The sequence below is a fragment of the Stenotrophomonas sp. 28608_Sma genome (assembly GCF_056486185.1).
This window is the reverse complement of sequence record NZ_CM151308.1, coordinates 2298070-2315344: the sequence shown is the minus strand read 5'-3', so window position 1 is coordinate 2315344 and position 17275 is coordinate 2298070. Positions and strand designations below refer to the sequence as shown.

Genomic DNA, 17275 nt, shown 5'->3' with positions numbered 1-17275 from the left:
GGCGCCCCGAAAACTGTGACTACCGTCTGTACGCGATCTACCGGTGTCTCAAGTCCCATTCATACACGCCGATACCGGAACCATGGATAGACTCAGCCTCATTGGACTCTTTCTCGCCCTGGCCTCGCTGGTCGGCGGCAGCATCCTCAAGGGCGCCGGCCTGGCGTCGTTGTGGTCGCCTGCGGCGTTCGTGATCGTCATCGTCGGCACCGTCGCCGCGATCCTGCTGCACACCTCGCCGGCGGTGTTCAAGCATGCCTTCAAGATCGTGCGCTGGGTCGTGCGCCCGCCGCACAGCGATCGCCGCGAACTGATCCAGCAGATCGTCGAGTGGAGCAACATCGCCCGCCGCCAGGGCCTGCTGGGCCTGGAATCGCAGGTGGAAGCACAGCAGGACCCGTTCCTGCGCAAGGGCCTGCAGCTGCTGGTGGACGGCGTCGAACCCGAATCGATGCGGCACATGCTGGAAATCGAACTGGGCAGCCAGGAACACCAGGACCAGGCCGGTGCCAAGGTCTTCGAAGCGATGGGCATCTATGCACCGACGCTGGGCATCATCGGTGCCGTGCTTGGCCTGATCGCGGTGATGAAGAACCTGGCCGATCCGAGCAAGCTCGGCCACGGCATCGCCGCCGCGTTCACCGCCACCATCTACGGTATCGCCTCGGCCAACCTGCTGTTCCTGCCGGTGGCCGCCAAGCTCAAGAGTGTGATCTCGCACAACACCCGCGACCGCGAAATGGTCATCGAAGGCCTGATCTCGATCGCCCAGGGCGAAAACCCGCGCAACATCGAAACCAACCTCTCCGGCTTCCTGCACTGACATGGCCCGCCGCAAGCACCACGAAGAGCACGCCAACCACGAAGCATGGGCGATCCCCTATGCCGATCTGATGACGCTGCTGCTCGCCTTCTTCGTGGTCATGTACGCGATTTCTTCGGTGAACGAAGGCAAGTACCGGATCATGGCCGACGCGCTGACCGATGCCTTCGGGGGCGCGCCGCGCACCATCAATCCGGTACAGGTGGGTAACAAGCAGGTGCAGGGTGGCGGCTGGGACAGCCCCTCGGTGATCAAGTCCGGCACCAAGATCGGGCCCTCGGCGCCTGCGCCGTCGCACGACCCGACCCTGCTGCCGTCGATGGCCTCGCAGATGCGCATGCCTGTTTCGGTGCACAACCAGGAGCAGATCGCGCGCGCCGAGCGCCAGCTCAACAGCATCGCGGACCGCCTGACCGCCGCACTGGCGCCGCTGATCGACCGCGGCATGATCAGCGTTCGCCGCACCGAGCTGTGGATCGAAGTCGAGATCAACAGCGACATCCTGTTCCCCACCGGTTCGGCCGCGCTGGACGTGCATGCGCGGCAGACCCTGGCCAGCCTGGCCGAGGTCCTGCGCGACGTACCCAACAGCGTGCGCGTGGAAGGCCACACCGACAACGTACCGATCGCCACCGCCACCTTCCCGTCGAACTGGGAACTGTCGGCCGGGCGCGCGGCCAGCGTGGTGCACCTGTTCGCCGACCAGGGCGTGCAGCCGTCGCGGCTGGCGATGGTCGGCTACGGCCAGTTCCGCCCGCGCGAAGAGAACGACAGCGCGCAGGGCCGCAACCGCAACCGCCGGGTGATGGTCATCATCCTGGCCGACACCTCGCACTCGGTGGACCCGCTCGGCCAGCGCCTGAACGCAGCCACCGGTGCCACCCGGAACACCGATACCGAACAAGCCGCGGCAACTCCGGCTACCGCCCCCACCTCCCCCATCGCACCGGTGAAGTTGCCGCCGGTGCCGGCTGGCAGCCGCGTCGGCGCCGCCGTTCCCCCGGCAATGAAGGAGTAATCCGATGCGCATCTGGGCAGTCGCCAACCAGAAGGGCGGAGTCGGCAAGACCACCACCACCCTCGCCCTCGGCCGCGGACTGGCCGCACTTGGCCATCGCGTGCTGCTGATCGACCTCGATCCGCATGCCTCGCTCAGCCGCGCGTTCGGCGTACCGGTAGACCCGCCGCCGGCTGGCGTGCTGGAGCTGTTCGGCGCCCCGCCCGCCGATCTTTCCAGCCTGTGCCATGCCAGCAGCATCCATGGCCTGGACTATGTCTGCGCACAGTCCGCGCTGGCCACGCTGGAACGCCGCAGCGCCAACCAGCCCGGCCTTGGCCTGGCACTGCAGAATGCGCTTGCGCGCCACCAGGGCCAGCACGACTACATCCTGCTGGACTGCGCGCCCACCCTCGGCCTGTTGATGATCAATGCGCTGGCCGCAGCCGATCGCCTGATCATCCCCACCCAGGCCGAGCCGCTGGCCCTGCATGGCCTGGATGGCATGGTCCGCACCGGCGAGATGGTCGAACGCTCGCGCCGCCGCCCGCTGCCGATCTCGATCCTGCCGACCCTGTTCGACCGCCGCACCCGCGCCGGCAACGAGTCGCTGCGCACGATGCAGGATCGTCACGGCACCCGTGTGTGGGAAGACGCGATTCCGATCGACACCCGCATCAGCAACGCCGCCGGCCTGACCCTGCCGAGCGTTGGTGAGGATTACCCGGGCCGCGGCCTGGCCGCCTATCGCCGCGCGCTGAACTGGATCCTCGGCGAGGATGCCCGCGCTCTGGAGCAGGCCGCATGAACAGCACCGGTGTACTGGACGACTACCTGGACGAACTGCTGGGCGAAGCGATCGCCGCGGCACCACCGGCTGCACCGCCGCCGGCGAGCGACGAAGCGTCCCCGGCAATTGCAGCCGACGCCGAACGCGAGCCGACCTGGGATGACCTGCCGGCCGAGGTGATCTACGAAACCGAGACCGTCGCCGCTGCGCCTGCCGTCGACAACGCCGCACTCGAAGCCGCCTTCGACGCGGCCGCAACGGCTGAGCGCGAACCCACCTGGGACGATCTGCCCGCCGAAGTGATCTACGAAACGGAGACTGTTGCTGCTGCCGCGGCAGAGGACGACGCAGCACTGGAGGCCGCCTTCGAGGCCGCCGCAATGCCTGTCGCCGCCCCCGAGCGCGAACCGACCTGGGATGACCTGCCTGACGAGGTGATCCACGAGACGGCCCCTGCTCCCGCCACCGCCAAGTCCGGCCCGGAACCTACATGGGACGACCTGCCGGACGAAGTGATCTACGAGACCGATCCGGCCGACAGCCATCGACTCGCCCACACCGACAGCCCCGGCCTGGAGGCCGCGTTCGAGGCCGCTGCCGGCGGCGAGGACGTTCCTGCGCCACCAGCGGCCGTGGTCGCAGCACCCGCTCCAGTTGCACGCACCGATGCCGCGCCGCCCCCGCGCGTGGCTGTGGACGCGCCAGCAGGCAACCGCCCGAGCAGCTGGCAGGAGCTGCAGGCACAGGCACATCGGCCCGCCAGCAGCCCGCATCCGCAGAACCGACGCGCCGGCGAGCGCACCTCGCGCTGGCTGCGCCTGCGCTGCGGCACCCAGGCCTATGCACTGGAACTGCTGAAGGTGCAGGAAGTGGTGCTGCCGGTGCCGCTGCTGCCGTTGCGCGGCACTGCGCCGGCCATGCTGGGCATCATGAACCTGCGTGGCCAGGTGGTACCGGTGATGGACCTCGGCCTGCACCTGGGCGCCGCGGCCGCCGAAGACGACTCACAGACCCGCATCGTGGTGCTGGAGGAAGACGGCGAGACCATCGGCCTTCGCGTGTCGGCAGTGGAAGATGTCGCCAACCTCACCGATTCGCAGATCGAACCACCCGATACCGCGCGCATCTGCCAGATCTCCAACGACCTGTTCCGTGGCGTCGCCCGGGTCAGCCAGCGCCCGATGATCCTGCTGGATGCCACCCGGTTGCTGAGCTGAGCGGAAAAAGGGGACGGAGGGGATTAAGTCGCAATCGACCAGGCTCTCCCGCAGCCACCCTCGGCAACGGCGACCACGCAGTGGGGGACGTAAGGTATTGATCCAACGGATCAACGCCTTGCGTCCCCGACAGGCACCGCATCGGCGCAAAGCGCCGAGCCAGTTGCGACTTAATCCCCTCCGTCCCCATTTCAACAGCGACCGCATCGACGCACCGCGTCGATTCCCCTAAAGAACCCCGCCGGGGTGCCGTTATGGATCACGGAACCGTTTGTCCGGAGCAACGATGAGCACTGTCGAACTGGGTGGGGATCTCGGCATCGAGAGCACCACCGAGCTCAAGAACCGCCTCGCCCCGCTGGTGGCGCAGGCAGGCGAGCTGACCCTGGATGCCAGCCAGGTCGCCCGCATCCACACGGCCGCCGTGCAGGTGCTGTGTGCGTTCGTGCAGGCCCGCCGCGAGGCAGGCCTCGGCACCGGCTTCCACGGTTGCACCGCAACCTTCCGTGACGCCGCGCGCCTGCTGGGCGTCACCCAGGCCCTGGGCCTGGACGTAACCCATGACAACCTGAAATCTGTGGAGAACGCTGCATGAGCGCACGTATCTTGGTGGTGGACGATTCGGCGTCAATGCGCCAGATGGTGTCCTTCGCCCTCACCTCGGCCGGTTTTGCCGTCGAAGAAGCTGAAGACGGCGCGGTCGCGCTCGGTCGCGCCAAGGGCCAGCGCTTCAATGCGGTGGTCACCGACGTCAACATGCCGAACATGGACGGCATCGCGCTGATCCGCGAACTGCGCCAGCTGCCGGACTACAAGTTCACGCCGCTGCTGATGCTGACCACCGAATCGGCCGCCGACAAGAAGTCCGAAGGCAAGGCCGCCGGCGCCACCGGCTGGCTGGTCAAGCCGTTCAATCCGGAACAGCTGGTCGCCACCGTGCAGAAAGTGCTGGGCTGATCGCCCGTCACCGCTCCCCTTCTTCGCTTCCGGACCACCACTGCCATGAGCATGGACCTGCAACGCTTCCACGCCACCTTCTTCGAGGAGAGCCGCGAAGGCCTCGACGCGATGGAGGCTGGCCTGCTGGCCCTGGAATCGGGGCAGCAGGACGCGGAGATCATCAATTCGGTGTTCCGCGCCGCCCACTCGATCAAGGGCGGCGCCGGCACCTTCGGCTTCGACGCGATCGCCGGCCTGACCCATGTGCTGGAGACGCTGCTCGATGAGCTGCGCGCCGGCAAGCGGGCACTGGAAGGCCACGCCGTCGACGCCATGCTGTCCTCGGTGGACGTGCTGCGCGCACTGCTGCGCGAAGCCGAACACGGCCAGGCTGCCGATCCCGCCGCTGTCGCTGCGGTGAAGGCGCGCCTGGAGGCGGTTCTTTCCGGCGAGGCCGCAGCAAGCGCCCCCGCGGCCGCCGCAGCCAAGGTGGACGATACGCCGGAAGCCTGGCAGATCGGCTTCACCCCGGCGCCATCGCTGTTCATGAGCGGCAACGACCCGCTGCGCATCATCCGCGAACTTGAGCACCTGGGTTCGCTGCAGGTCGCCGCGCGCATGGAACGCCTGCCCGGCTTCGCCCAGCTCGACCCGCTCGAGGCCCACCTGGCGTGGGACCTGGGTCTGGTCGGCAAGGTGCCGCGCAGCAAGATCGAAGACACCTTCGCCTGGGTGCTGGACGACTGCGAACTGGACATCCGTCCGGCTGCGCCGCCGAGCCTGGCCACCGAGGCACCTGCCACACCCGCCCCTTCCACACCGGCTGCCGTTGTACCGGCGGCACCCGCCGCCGCTGCCAGCAGCGCTGGCGGCCAGGAAGCCGAAACCTCGATCCGGGTCAGCGTCGACAAGGTCGATGCGCTGATCAACCTGGTCGGCGAACTGGTCATCACCCAGGCCATGCTCAAGCAGGTCTCGCACGCGCTGGACCCGGTGCACGCCGAGAGCCTGTTCGCCGGCCTGGACCAGCTTGAACGCAACACCCGCGACCTGCAGGAAGCGGTGATCGGCGTGCGCATGCTGCCGGTCGATGCGGTGTTCCGCCGCTTCCCGCGCCTGGTCCGCGACCTGTCCAGCCGCCTCGGCAAGCAGGTACGCCTGCGCACCGTCGGCGAAGGCACCGAACTGGACAAGGGCCTGATCGAAAAGATCGCCGATCCGCTGGTGCACCTGGTGCGCAACTCGATTGACCACGGCCTGGAAATGCCGGACGTGCGTCGCGGTGCGGGCAAGGACGAGACCGGCACGATCACCCTGGCAGCCTCGCATCAGGGCGGCCATATCGTCATCGAAGTCAGCGACGACGGCCGCGGCCTGGACCGTGCCAAGATCCTGGCCAAGGCCACCGAACGCGGTCTGGCGGTGCCGGACAACCCGACCGATTCGCAGGTCTGGGACCTGATTTTCCAGCCGGGTTTCTCCACCGCCGATGCAGTCACCGACCTGTCCGGCCGTGGCGTCGGCATGGACGTGGTCCGCCGCAACATCCAGGCGCTGGGGGGCGAGGTCCAGATCGAAAGCAGCCTCGGCGCTGGCACCCGCACGCTGATCCGCCTGCCGCTGACCCTGGCCATTCTCGACGGCATGACCGTGGCGGTGGCCGGTGAAACCCTGATCCTGCCGCTGGCTTATGTGCTTGAGGCCCTGCAGCCGCAGGCCGAGGACATCCGCAGCATGGCCGGCGAAGGCCGCGTGCTGCGCGTGCGTGGCGAGTATCTGCCGATCCTGTCGCTGAGCGAGTACTACGGCTACGGCAACCGCGCACCGGGCAGCGAATCGCTGGTGGTGGTGGTTGAAGGTGATGGCCAGAAGATTGCGCTGGAAGTGGACGAGCTGGTCGGCCAGCAGCAGGTGGTGGTGAAGAACATCGAGAACAACTACCGCCGCATCGGCGGGGTATCCGGTGCCACCATCCTTGGCGATGGCCGCGTGGCCCTGATCGTCGACATCGGCGGTCTGGTGCGCTCGCTGCGGATGCCGCAGGCCGCCTGATCTACGTTGCATGCGTGCACTGAGCCGCCGCCCTTCGGGGCGGCGGTTTTCGTTTGCGCGCACGGCCACGATCTGACCGCGCTCGCTTCGCCAGGCATACCGTGAACTCCATCTGCACGAAGGTTTCGGGCGCAACCTTGCCGCTCAAGCGAAAGCCCTGTCATGGCACCACTTTCGCGCCGCCGTCCCTACGCAACCGAATGTGATCTGCGTCCATAAAGTCCATCCGAACTGCGCCGCTATTTCGCTTTGACGGCCGTCACCGAACCCCCACCGGGCACCACCGTTCGCTCTGCAACCACCCCCAGCCGACGCAACGACGCCGGCGCCCTGCCCACCTGGAGCACCCTGCATGAAGTGGTTCCACGATCTGCCCATCGCCCGCAAGCTGGCCGTGGGGTTCACCCTCACCACCCTGATGACCGTCGTACTGGGCGCTTTCGCTCTGGTCCGCCTGTCCGAGGCCAACGCGCAGTTGAGCGCGATGGCCTCCAACGATATTCCGTCCGTGCAGTACCTCGGCGAAGTGCGCTCGCAGCTGGGTGAGTTCCGCACCTATGAGCTGGCCCAGCTGAGCATGCTGGACCAGCCCGAGAAGGTGGCCGACTACAACAAGCGCATGGACGACACCGCCGCCGTCGTGCGCGAACAGCTGGCCGCGTACGCCAAGCTGCCGGCCGGCGCCAAGGAGCGCGAGCTCTACCGCGCCGTGCAGGCCGACGTCGATGGCTACTTCGCAGCCAATGCCAAGCTGCGCGAAGCGGCCACCGCCGGCGATGGCGTCGTCGCACGGCAGATCTCCGACGACCAGTCGCGCCCGCTGCGCCGCAAAGCCTTTGAAGACCTCAAGGCACTGGGCGCGTACAGCAGCTCGCTGATGCAGGACAAGATCAACAACGCCAACGCCACCCACCGCAACAGCATGCTGGCGATCATTGCCGCCGTAGTATTGCTGGTTGTGGTCGCCGCAACCCTGGCAACGGTCATCTCGCGCGCCGTCACCGGCCCGCTCGGCAAGGCCGTGCATGCCATCCAGGCCGTTGCCCGTGGCGATCTCAGCGTCAGCACCCAGGCCACCAGCAAGGACGAAGCCGGCAAGATGCTGGCCGCCACCACCGAAATGACCGCGATGCTGCGCCGCTTCTCCGAGCAGACCCAGTTGATGGCGCAGATGCACGCCGGTCCGGACATCAGCCATCGCATTCCGGAAGACTTCCCGGGCGTCTATGGGCAGCTGGCCAGCGGTATCAACACGGTCATTTTCGAACATCTCGACGCGATCCGCGATGCCATCGACGTGCTCAACCAGTACGCCACCGGCAACCTCACCCCGGACGCACGCCGCCTGCCCGGCAGCCGCGCGATCCTGCACGAGTCGATGGATGCGGCCAAGGCCAGCCTGCTGGCCATCAACACGCAGATCCAGCAGCTGGCCTCGGCGGCTGCCGCCGGCGACTTCAGCCAGCGCGGTGATGCGCAGCGTTTCAATCACGATTTCCGCGTGATGATCGAGCAGCTCAACAGCATGATGCAGGTCGCCGACGGCAACCTCGGCCAGCTCTCGCAGCTGCTGCAGTCGATCGCCGCCGGCGACCTGACCGCGCGCATGGACGGCCAGTTCAACGGCGTGTTCGCACGCATGCGTGACGACGCCAACACCACCGTCACCCAGCTGACCCAGATCGTCGGCCAGATCCAGGCCAGCGCGTCCAGCATCACCCTCGCCGCTGGCGAGATCGCGTCGGGCAACAGCGATCTGTCGCGCCGCACCGAGCAGCAGGCCGCCAATCTGGAAGAAACCGCCGCGTCGATGGAGGAGCTGACCTCCACCGTGCGCCAGAACGCCGAGCACGCCCGCCAGGCCAACCAGCTCGCCATCGGCGCACATGGCGTCGCCTCGCAGGGCGGTGAAGTGGTCGGCCAGGTGGTCACCACCATGTCGGCCATCGAAGCCTCGTCGAAGAAGATCGCCGAGATCATCTCGGTCATCGACGGCATCGCCTTCCAGACCAACATCCTGGCGTTGAATGCCGCAGTGGAAGCTGCCCGCGCAGGTGAACAGGGCCGTGGCTTCGCCGTGGTCGCCAGCGAAGTGCGCACCCTCGCCCAGCGCTCGGCCGCTGCCGCCAAGGAGATCAAGGGCCTGATTGATGATTCGGTCGGCAAGGTCGCCGAAGGCTCCAGCCTGGTGCACCAGGCCGGCAGCACCATGGGCGAGATCGTCGCCTCGGTGCAGCGCGTGACCGACATCATGGCCGAGATCTCCGCAGCGTCGCAGGAACAGAGTGCCGGCATCGAGCAGGTCAACCAGACCGTGGTGCAGATGGACGAGACCACCCAGCAGAATGCTGCGCTGGTGGAAGAAGCCACCGCTGCCGCACGTGCAATGGAAGACCAGGCCGTGCAGCTCGGTGAAGCCGTGGCCCGCTTCCGGCTGGCATCACAGGGCACGACGGCCATCCCGGCACGCCCACTGGCGGCACCGGTACCGCGCCAGGTCGCAGCCGCCGCACCGGCCGCAAAGCCGGTCCCGGCGCGTACGCTGCGCACGGCGACGGCCCAGCCGGCGCTGGCCGCAGACGGCGACTGGCAGGAGTTCTGATGTACCCGGGGTCGGATCCCTTTCCTTCGGGAAAGGGATCTGACCCCTCACGCATGGAAAGTGATGCAATTCTCACTTCATAATCGGGCACAGTGGCCGATATCCCCATCGAGCCTCGCGCCAACGCGTGCTGGCGCCCGCCCCTGACCGTAGATTCCATGTCCGACGGCAACGACACTGCAGTGCATGATGTCCACGCGGCTGATGCCGCTGACGAACGTTTCCTGGTTCGTAATCCGCGCCAGCTGCGGCAGCTGTTGCGATCGCTGATCGACCAGCGATCACTGATCAATGCGCATATCGACGGCCGCGACCGCTCGTTCCCGACCGCGCTGCTTGAGCTCGACGAGGACGACGACACCCTGCTGCTCGATGGCAGCCCGCAGGAGGCGTCCAACCGCGCCGCCGAACAGGCCGACCATCTGCTGTGCTTTGCCCAGCTCGAACGCGTGCTGGTGCGGTTCCGCCTGCAGGCACTGCAACGTGTGGACAACGACGGCCACGTCGCCTTCCGCGCCCCTCTGCCGATTGAACTGGTCCACCTGCAACGACGTGAGATGTACCGGCTGGAGACGCCAGTCACCGATTCGCCCCAACTGCTGATCCCCGCCGGCGAGAGCCGTGCCGAAGCGCTGTCGATGCGGGTGGTGGACATCAGTGGCGGCGGCCTGGCGGTGGCCGTACCTACCGACTGCGCGGTGTTCAGCCTGCAGAAGCGCTACCCGGCGATGCTGTCTTTGCCCGACGGCCCCGACCTGGAGATCGAGCTGGTCGTCTGCAACCTGCTGCCGCAGCGCCAACCCAATGGCATCGAGATCAAGCGCGTGGGCATGCGCTTCGACATCCTGCCGCGTGGCGCCGACAGTGCCATCCAGCGCTACATCTTCCGCATCGACCGCCAGCGCAAGGCGCGCCGCAACGGCGAGCTGTAAGGCCTCCCGACCGGTAGTGCTGGCCGCTGGCCGGCAATGGCCGTATCCACATTGTTGCCAGGTTGCCGGCCAGCGGCCGGCACTACCGCTTCCCGTGTAGATCCACGCCATGCGTGGATGACCCCATCTTCCCCGGTAGATCCACGCCATGCGTGGATGCCTTCCCCCGGCACCTAAAGTCCCCCGACGAGGGGCCGATATCGAGCCTGACACCGGGACTTCCGGCAGAACCAGGACCCCTCGATGAACGACAAGACCAGCTCCGCCGCCAGCGCCGGTGGCGAATTCCTCAGCTTCACCCTCGGTGCCGAGCACTACGGCGTGGACATCCTCAAGGTCCAGGAAATCCGCGGCTATGACGCGGTGACCCGGGTCCCGGATGCACCGGACTACATCAAGGGCGTGATCAACCTGCGCGGCACCATCGTCCCGGTGATCGACCTGCGCCTGAAGCTGCGCCTGGACGATGCCCGCTACGACGCCTTCACCGTGATGATCGTGCTGAACGTCGACGACCGCGTGGTCGGCATCGTCGTCGACAGCGTCTCGGACGTGATCCCGCTGTCGGCCGAGCAGATCCGCCCGACCCCGGAATTCGGCGCCGCCGTCGATACCCGCTTCATCTCCGGCATCGGCACGCAGGACGACCGCATGCTGATCCTGCTCGACATCGAGACCCTGCTGGACAGCGCCGACATGGGCCAGGCCAGCGTCGTTGAAGACGCCGCTGCCTGATCGAACGGACCTGCTTCACGTTCTGGTCACAAACCCCTTCAGTTCCCTCCGGCAGTGCCGATAGGGGGACAGAAGCCGGTCGCGCAGGAGCGCGCAGGACCGGAACGACCATCACCATCCCCGGAGATACACCTCGATGAAGTCCCTGTTTGCGTTCGTTTCGGCCGCTGTCCTGGCCACCACTGCTTCCGCCGCGTTCGCCCAGTCGGCCGACATGATCCCGCCAGAACTGGCACCGCGCTCGGTCGGCAAGGACGGCATGGTCTGCGGCAAGGTCGAGAAGGCCCGCTACGCAGAAGGTTCCGAAGGCCAGCCGACCTTCCTGTACATGGGCGGCGCCTTCCCGCGCCACACCTTCTCGGCCCGCATCGCTGGCGAGAACCGCGGCAAGTTCTCCTTCCCGCTGGAAACCCTGGAAGGCAAGACCGTCTGCGTGATCGGAAAGATCCAGCGCGACGCCTCGCGCGCGGAAATCGAAGTCAGCTCGCCGGCCGGCCTGAAGCTGGCCAACATCAAGTAATCCGCTGTCCGTCGAACCACGCCGGACCTGGTGCCGGCGTGGTTTCTGCTGCAACCGGGCCCGATGCCCGGGCGCGTCTGCCTTAGGAGCTCGCAACGCCCATGCCGTGGATCAACAACCTGAAACTGATGCCGAAGCTGCTGCTGACCTTCGGTGTCCTCCTGCTGGTGATGCTGCTGCAGGGTATCGTCGCCTATCGCGGCCTGCACTCGCTGAACAACGTCACCACCGAGCTGGCGGGTTCTCGCATGGAGAGCATCCGCATGGCCGGCGAGATGCGCGGCATGCTGGGTGAATACCGCAACGCCGCCTACCAGCAGCTGATCCGCGCCAGTGACGACGTCAAGGCTGATGCACGCAAGCAGACCGTCGAGCTGCGTACCAGCATGGACAAGTCGATCAAGGACTATCCGAAGCTGGTCGACAACGCACAGCAGAAGAAGCTGTTCGACACCTTCGCCAAGGAGTGGAAGGATGCCCTGGCCTCCTATGACAGCGTCACCGAGATGCTGGAACTGGACCTGCCGGACGACGCCATCGATACCTTCGTCGGCGAGACCCGCACCAAGCACCGCAAGGCCGCGTCGGCGCTGGAAGCGCTGATCGCCGAAGACAACCGCCTCGCCCGCGCCTCGCGCGAAGAGGCCGAATCCACCTACTCCGCCTCGGCCGTGCTGACCGTGATCGCCCTGCTGGGCGGCGCCGCACTCGGCCTGGTGCTGGTCTGGCTGTTTGCCCGTGCCCTGGTCGGCAGCGTGCGCGGCGCCGTCTCGGTTGCCAACGATGTGGCCGGCGGCAAGCTCGATGGCCACATCGACGTCAGCCGCCAGGACGAAGTGGGCGAACTGATGCAGGCGATGCAGCGCATGCAGCGCGACCTGCGCGAGCGCACCGAAACCGACCAGGCCGTCGCCCGCGAGAACCTGCGCATCCGCACCGCGCTGGACTACAGCTCCACCGGCGTGTACCTGACCGACACCAGCAATACCATCGTCTACACCAATCGCGCCCTGCAGCAGACCCTGAGCCAGTACCAGGACGACGTGCGCCGCGACCTGCCGGACTTCGACGCGCAGGCCTCGCTGATCGGCAAGCCGGTCACCGTGCTGGAGCATCGCGGCGAGATGGACCAGACCCTGCTGGGCAACCTGAAGGCACACGGCGTCGCCCGTCGCCCGATGCAGTACGGCGATGCCCAGTTCGCCCAGGTGGTTTCCACCATCCGCAATGAAGGCGGCGACACCGTCGGCTACGTGGTGGAATGGCGCGACCGCACCCAGGAAGCGCAGGTGGAAGCCGAAGTGGCCCGCGTGATCGCCCAGGCCGCTGCCGGCGACCTGTCCGGCCGCATCGATGCCACCGACAAGGAAGGCTTCTTCCTGCAGCTGGCCCAGCAGATCAACGGCCTGCTGGATGCCAACGCCGGCAGCATCGAACAGATCTCCGGCCTGCTTGCCGCACTGTCGCAGGGTGACCTGACCGTGCGCATGCACGGTGACTACCAGGGCGTGTTCGCCCGTATGCGAGACGACGCCAACGCGACCGCCGCGCAGCTGAGCGAGATCGTCACCCGCATCAAGCAGTCCAGCCGCGCGATCAGCTCGGCCGCCGGCGAGATCGCCTCGGGCAACAGTGACCTGTCGCGCCGCACCGAGCAGCAGGCTGCCAACCTGGAAGAAACCGCCGCCTCGATGGAGGAGCTGACCTCCACCGTGCGCCAGAACGCCGAACATGCCCGCCAGGCCAACCAGCTCGCCATCGGCGCGCATGGCGTCGCCTCGCAGGGCGGTGAAGTGGTCGGCCAGGTGGTCACCACCATGTCGGCCATCGAAGCCTCGTCGAAGAAGATCGCCGAGATCATCTCGGTCATCGACGGCATCGCCTTCCAGACCAACATCCTGGCGCTGAATGCCGCGGTGGAAGCCGCACGCGCCGGCGAACAGGGCCGTGGCTTCGCCGTGGTCGCCAGCGAAGTGCGTACCCTCGCCCAGCGCTCGGCAGCGGCAGCCAAGGAGATCAAGGGCCTGATCGACGACTCCGTCGGCAAGGTCAACGACGGCTCTGCGCTGGTGCACAAGGCCGGCGCGACCATGGGCGAGATTGTCGCCTCGGTGCAGCGCGTGACCGACATCATGGCCGAGATCTCCGCGGCTTCGCAGGAACAGAGTGCTGGCATCGAGCAGGTCAACCAGACCGTGGTGCAGATGGACGAAACCACCCAGCAGAACGCCGCGCTGGTGGAAGAAGCCACCGCCGCCGCACGCGCAATGGAAGAACAGGCCGGTCACCTCAGCGAGGCCGTGTCGATCTTCGTGGTGGATGAAGCCGAGACCGTGGTTGCCCCACGCATCGCCGCTGCCCCGGCCCCGCGTGCTGCCGCACCGGCCGCACCGGCCCCGGTCGCCTCGCCGGCCCGCCGCATCGCCGGTGGTCGCCCCATGGCCACCGAACTGGCCGACGGAGACTGGCAGGAGTTCTGATGCCTGCCTGACCTGACGTACGAGAACGCCCTGGCCCTGCGCTGGGGCGTTTTTGTTTACGGGGTATCTGGATATCCAGCCAACGGCGAAGCCCCTCGGGGTGGTCGCGGTAGGCGCGTGGCTACTGAGGGTTGGCCGGGAGGGTGGGCTGCGCAGGGGCCGCTGCAAGTACGTCCATGTAAGCTCGGTCGCCGCTTGCTCGTGCGCGCAGTCCTGCACGCACGGCAAGGCCAGGGTTGGGCGTCCTGCCCAACCCGCCCGAGGCATGCCTCGGGCCCATGCGGCTCACGCCCCTGCGCAGCCCACCCTCCCGGCCACGGACAGTTTCCGTGCGCGTCCACCCCGGATTGAAGAAAGAAGAGCAAGAGCAAGAGCAACAGCACCGCTTCCGGGTTCAGATTCGCTTTCCGCAGGAAAACGGATCTGCCCCCTCTTCCCAGTTGGAAACCCAACGCTCTTGCCGTCCGTCACAGGAATGCCGAGAGGGCTGGGTCGGGGTGGGCTGGCGGGACCGTTGGCGCCATGGATGGCGCCATCGAGCCCCCAAGGGTGAGGGCGCTTTGCTTGCGAAGCACTGCTTCGCAAGCGCCCGAACGCCCAGCCGCCAGCGGCTGGGCCGGACCGCGGAGCGGGGTTTACGGCGTGTCCCGCCAGCCCACCCCGACCCAGCCTCCCACTGAAAATTCAGAGCCGACCAACCGCTGTTGCTGTTGCTGTTGCTTCAAAAGCCTGCCGCAGGCAGCGCCGCAGCCGCCGCTGCAAGGAAACCTGAATACGTTCGGACACCGCACCTCAATCCCCCGCCCGCGCGGCCGATAACGGGGTTGTCACCGCTTGTCCCGCCGTGACCGGCACGGCGCCGCCCGCCCGCTTCGACCTGGTCCTGCTCGATGAATCTCATGCATCGCTGGCAACACTACTTCAGCAACCTCTCCGTCCGGCGCAAGCTCAACCTGCTGACGCTGCTCATCGCGCTTGGCGTGATCGCGCTCTCGGTGATCGCCGCCCGCATGCAGTACCTCGACCTGACCGAGACCCGCAAGACTGCGCTGAAGACCCAGGTCGAACTCAGCTACGGCATCCTCCAGCACTACCATCGCCTGGCCGGTACCGGCGAGCTCAGCGAGGACGCTGCCAAGGCCGCCGCCCTGCAGGCGCTGGAAGTGATGCGCGCCGATAACGATGCCTACTACTTCAACATCTACGACACCGGCTACCGCCTGCTGATGCACCCGTTCCGCAAGGACCTGGTCGGCAAGGACATGAAGGACTTCCGCACCGACGACGGCGTGCGCATCTACTACGACCAGGTGGAAGCAGCCAAGGCCGGTGGCGGCTTCGTCAACTACCGCTGGGCCAAGCCCGGCAGCAAGGGCGAGGTCGAGAAGGTGGCTTACGCCGGCCTGTTCGCGCCCTGGAACTGGGTGGTCAGCAGTGGCGTCTACATGGACGACGTGCAGAAGCAGGCACTGGTGTTCACCGCCATCATGGCCGTCTCCGGTGGCGTGCTGGTACTGATCGTGCTGGCCCTGAGCTGGCTCATCGGCAACCGCATCGCCGTACCGCTGAAGCAGGCAACGGCCGTCGCCGAGGGTATCGCCCGCGGCAGGCTGGACAGCCACATCGGCCCGCAGCCGCATGACGAGACCGGCCGCCTGCTGGACGCCATGTCGGGCATGCAGCAGCAGCTGCACGCGGTGATCAGCGGCCAGCGCGAGATGGCGCGTCGCCACGACGGCGGCGAACTGAGCTACCGCATCGATGCCAGCGCCTTCCCCGGCGAGTACGGGCTGATGGTGCAGGAAACCAATGCCCTGGTCGGCGGCCACGTGCAGACCCTGCACGATGTGCTGGACGTGGTGCAGCAGTACGCGGTGGGCGATCTGAGCCGCGACGTCGCGCGCTACCCCGGCGAGAAGGCCGCGATGACCACCACCGTCGACACGGTCAAGGCCAACCTCGGCCGCATCAACGCCGAGATCAAGCAGCTGGCCAGTGCCGCCGCCGCAGGCGACTTCAGCCGCCGTGGCGACGCGCAGCGCTTCGATCACGATTTCCGCCTGATGCTGGAAAACCTCAACGCGATGATGGCGGTCAGCGATGACAACCTCGGCAAGCTCTCGCAGCTGCTGTCGGCCATCGCCGAAGGCGACCTGACCGCGCGCATGCACGGCGACTACCAGGGCGTGTTCGCACGCATGCGGGACGACGCCAACACCACCGTCACCCAGCTGACCCAGATCGTCGGCCAGATCCAGGCCAGCGCGTCCAGCATCACCCTCGCCGCCGGCGAGATCGCGTCGGGCAACAGCGATCTATCGCGCCGTACCGAGCAGCAGGCCGCCAATCTGGAAGAAACCGCCGCGTCGATGGAGGAACTGACCTCCACCGTGCGCCAGAACGCCGAGCACGCCCGCCAGGCCAATCAGCTGGCGATCGGCGCGCAGGGTGTTGCTTCTCAAGGCGGCAGCGTGGTCGGCCAGGTGGTCAACACCATGTCGGCCATCGAAGCCTCGTCGAAGAAGATCGCCGAGATCATCTCGGTCATCGACGGCATCGCCTTCCAGACCAACATCCTGGCGCTGAACGCCGCAGTGGAAGCCGCACGTGCCGGCGAACAGGGCCGTGGCTTCGCCGTGGTCGCCAGCGAAGTGCGTACCCTCGCCCAGCGCTCGGCCGCCGCGGCCAAGGAGATCAAGGGCCTGATCGATGATTCGGTCGGCAAGGTCGCCGAAGGCTCCAGCCTGGTGCACCAGGCCGGCAGCACCATGGGCGAGATCGTCGCCTCGGTGCAGCGCGTGACCGACATCATGGCCGAGATCTCCGCGGCTTCGCAGGAGCAGTCGGCTGGCATCGAGCAGGTCAACCAGACCGTGGTGCAGATGGACGAAACCACCCAGCAGAATGCTGCGCTGGTGGAAGAAGCCACCGCCGCCGCACGTGCGATGGAAGAACAGGCTGGCCAGCTGGCCGACGCCGTGGCGATCTTCCGCCTGGACAACCAGGTCTCGGCCGCGATGAAGGCAGTGGCCGCGCGTGTCGAGCCGGTGCATGTTGCCGCCGCCGTGGCGCGTCCGCGGCCGGCTCCGACGCCAGCACCGGTTCGCCGCACCGGCAGCAACGCCAGCACCTTCGTCGCCAGCGACAGCGACTGGCAGGAATTCTGAGACCCACCCGCGGCGGCTTCG

The 17275-nt window shown here is 67.1% G+C and carries 13 protein-coding genes; all 13 read left to right on the top strand.

Annotated elements, in window-relative coordinates:
- Positions 1 to 82 precede the first annotated feature (82 nt).
- The 13 genes from ACZLHH_RS10810 to ACZLHH_RS10750 all read left to right on the top strand — a co-directional run bounded on the left by ACZLHH_RS10810 (position 83) and on the right by ACZLHH_RS10750 (position 17254).
- On the top strand, positions 83 to 823 hold the full coding sequence (locus tag ACZLHH_RS10810) for a flagellar motor protein (protein ID WP_010482457.1): 741 nt from the start codon (positions 83 to 85) through the stop codon (positions 821 to 823).
- A gap of 1 nt (position 824) precedes the next feature.
- Positions 825 to 1841, top strand: coding sequence for a flagellar motor protein MotD (gene motD / locus ACZLHH_RS10805; RefSeq protein WP_032129222.1), 1017 nt, complete (start codon positions 825 to 827; stop codon positions 1839 to 1841).
- Positions 1842 to 1845: 4 nt separating this feature from the next.
- Positions 1846 to 2628 carry a ParA family protein gene (locus tag ACZLHH_RS10800; protein ID WP_005413243.1) on the top strand — a complete coding sequence of 261 codons (783 nt, stop codon included), beginning with the start codon at positions 1846 to 1848 and terminating at the stop codon, positions 2626 to 2628.
- Positions 2625 to 3827 (top strand): chemotaxis protein CheW, encoded by a 1203-nt coding sequence (locus tag ACZLHH_RS10795; protein WP_032129223.1) that lies wholly within the window; start codon positions 2625 to 2627, stop codon positions 3825 to 3827. Before ACZLHH_RS10800 ends, ACZLHH_RS10795 begins: the two co-directional genes overlap by 4 nt.
- A gap of 286 nt (positions 3828 to 4113) precedes the next feature.
- Complete coding sequence (locus tag ACZLHH_RS10790) at positions 4114 to 4422, top strand: STAS domain-containing protein (RefSeq protein WP_014037092.1); 309 nt, start codon at positions 4114 to 4116, stop codon at positions 4420 to 4422.
- Complete coding sequence (locus tag ACZLHH_RS10785; RefSeq protein WP_005409521.1) at positions 4419 to 4784, top strand: response regulator; 366 nt, start codon at positions 4419 to 4421, stop codon at positions 4782 to 4784. The genes ACZLHH_RS10790 and ACZLHH_RS10785 overlap by 4 nt, the downstream gene beginning before the upstream one ends.
- A 45-nt stretch (positions 4785 to 4829) precedes the next feature.
- Positions 4830 to 6818, top strand: coding sequence for a chemotaxis protein CheA (locus tag ACZLHH_RS10780; protein ID WP_032129224.1), 1989 nt, complete (start codon positions 4830 to 4832; stop codon positions 6816 to 6818).
- Between the two features lie 352 nt (positions 6819 to 7170).
- Positions 7171 to 9420: a methyl-accepting chemotaxis protein gene (locus ACZLHH_RS10775; RefSeq protein WP_180844035.1), complete on the top strand. Its 2250-nt coding sequence runs from the start codon at positions 7171 to 7173 to the stop codon at positions 9418 to 9420.
- A gap of 158 nt (positions 9421 to 9578) precedes the next feature.
- Positions 9579 to 10352 carry a flagellar brake protein gene (locus tag ACZLHH_RS10770; RefSeq protein ID WP_049401200.1) on the top strand — a complete coding sequence of 258 codons (774 nt, stop codon included), beginning with the start codon at positions 9579 to 9581 and terminating at the stop codon, positions 10350 to 10352.
- Between the two features lie 243 nt (positions 10353 to 10595).
- On the top strand, positions 10596 to 11087 hold the full coding sequence (locus tag ACZLHH_RS10765) for a chemotaxis protein CheW (protein ID WP_049401162.1): 492 nt from the start codon (positions 10596 to 10598) through the stop codon (positions 11085 to 11087).
- Positions 11088 to 11223: 136 nt separating this feature from the next.
- Positions 11224 to 11607 (top strand): hypothetical protein, encoded by a 384-nt coding sequence (locus ACZLHH_RS10760; RefSeq protein ID WP_107432923.1) that lies wholly within the window; start codon positions 11224 to 11226, stop codon positions 11605 to 11607.
- Positions 11608 to 11708: 101 nt separating this feature from the next.
- Positions 11709 to 14087, top strand: a complete 2379-nt coding sequence (locus tag ACZLHH_RS10755; protein WP_132810048.1) for a methyl-accepting chemotaxis protein — start codon at positions 11709 to 11711, stop codon at positions 14085 to 14087.
- A gap of 890 nt (positions 14088 to 14977) precedes the next feature.
- Positions 14978 to 17254, top strand: a complete 2277-nt coding sequence (locus tag ACZLHH_RS10750; protein ID WP_180844036.1) for a methyl-accepting chemotaxis protein — start codon at positions 14978 to 14980, stop codon at positions 17252 to 17254.
- Positions 17255 to 17275 lie beyond the last annotated feature (21 nt).

Coding starts and splice junctions, on each gene's coding strand:
- ACZLHH_RS10810 (WP_010482457.1), top strand. CDS start 83: ATGGATAGACTCAGCCTCATTGGACTCTTTCTCGCCCTGGCCTCGCTG.
- motD (WP_032129222.1), top strand. CDS start 825: ATGGCCCGCCGCAAGCACCACGAAGAGCACGCCAACCACGAAGCATGG.
- ACZLHH_RS10800 (WP_005413243.1), top strand. CDS start 1,846: ATGCGCATCTGGGCAGTCGCCAACCAGAAGGGCGGAGTCGGCAAGACC.
- ACZLHH_RS10795 (WP_032129223.1), top strand. CDS start 2,625: ATGAACAGCACCGGTGTACTGGACGACTACCTGGACGAACTGCTGGGC.
- ACZLHH_RS10790 (WP_014037092.1), top strand. CDS start 4,114: ATGAGCACTGTCGAACTGGGTGGGGATCTCGGCATCGAGAGCACCACC.
- ACZLHH_RS10785 (WP_005409521.1), top strand. CDS start 4,419: ATGAGCGCACGTATCTTGGTGGTGGACGATTCGGCGTCAATGCGCCAG.
- ACZLHH_RS10780 (WP_032129224.1), top strand. CDS start 4,830: ATGAGCATGGACCTGCAACGCTTCCACGCCACCTTCTTCGAGGAGAGC.
- ACZLHH_RS10775 (WP_180844035.1), top strand. CDS start 7,171: ATGAAGTGGTTCCACGATCTGCCCATCGCCCGCAAGCTGGCCGTGGGG.
- ACZLHH_RS10770 (WP_049401200.1), top strand. CDS start 9,579: ATGTCCGACGGCAACGACACTGCAGTGCATGATGTCCACGCGGCTGAT.
- ACZLHH_RS10765 (WP_049401162.1), top strand. CDS start 10,596: ATGAACGACAAGACCAGCTCCGCCGCCAGCGCCGGTGGCGAATTCCTC.
- ACZLHH_RS10760 (WP_107432923.1), top strand. CDS start 11,224: ATGAAGTCCCTGTTTGCGTTCGTTTCGGCCGCTGTCCTGGCCACCACT.
- ACZLHH_RS10755 (WP_132810048.1), top strand. CDS start 11,709: ATGCCGTGGATCAACAACCTGAAACTGATGCCGAAGCTGCTGCTGACC.
- ACZLHH_RS10750 (WP_180844036.1), top strand. CDS start 14,978: ATGAATCTCATGCATCGCTGGCAACACTACTTCAGCAACCTCTCCGTC.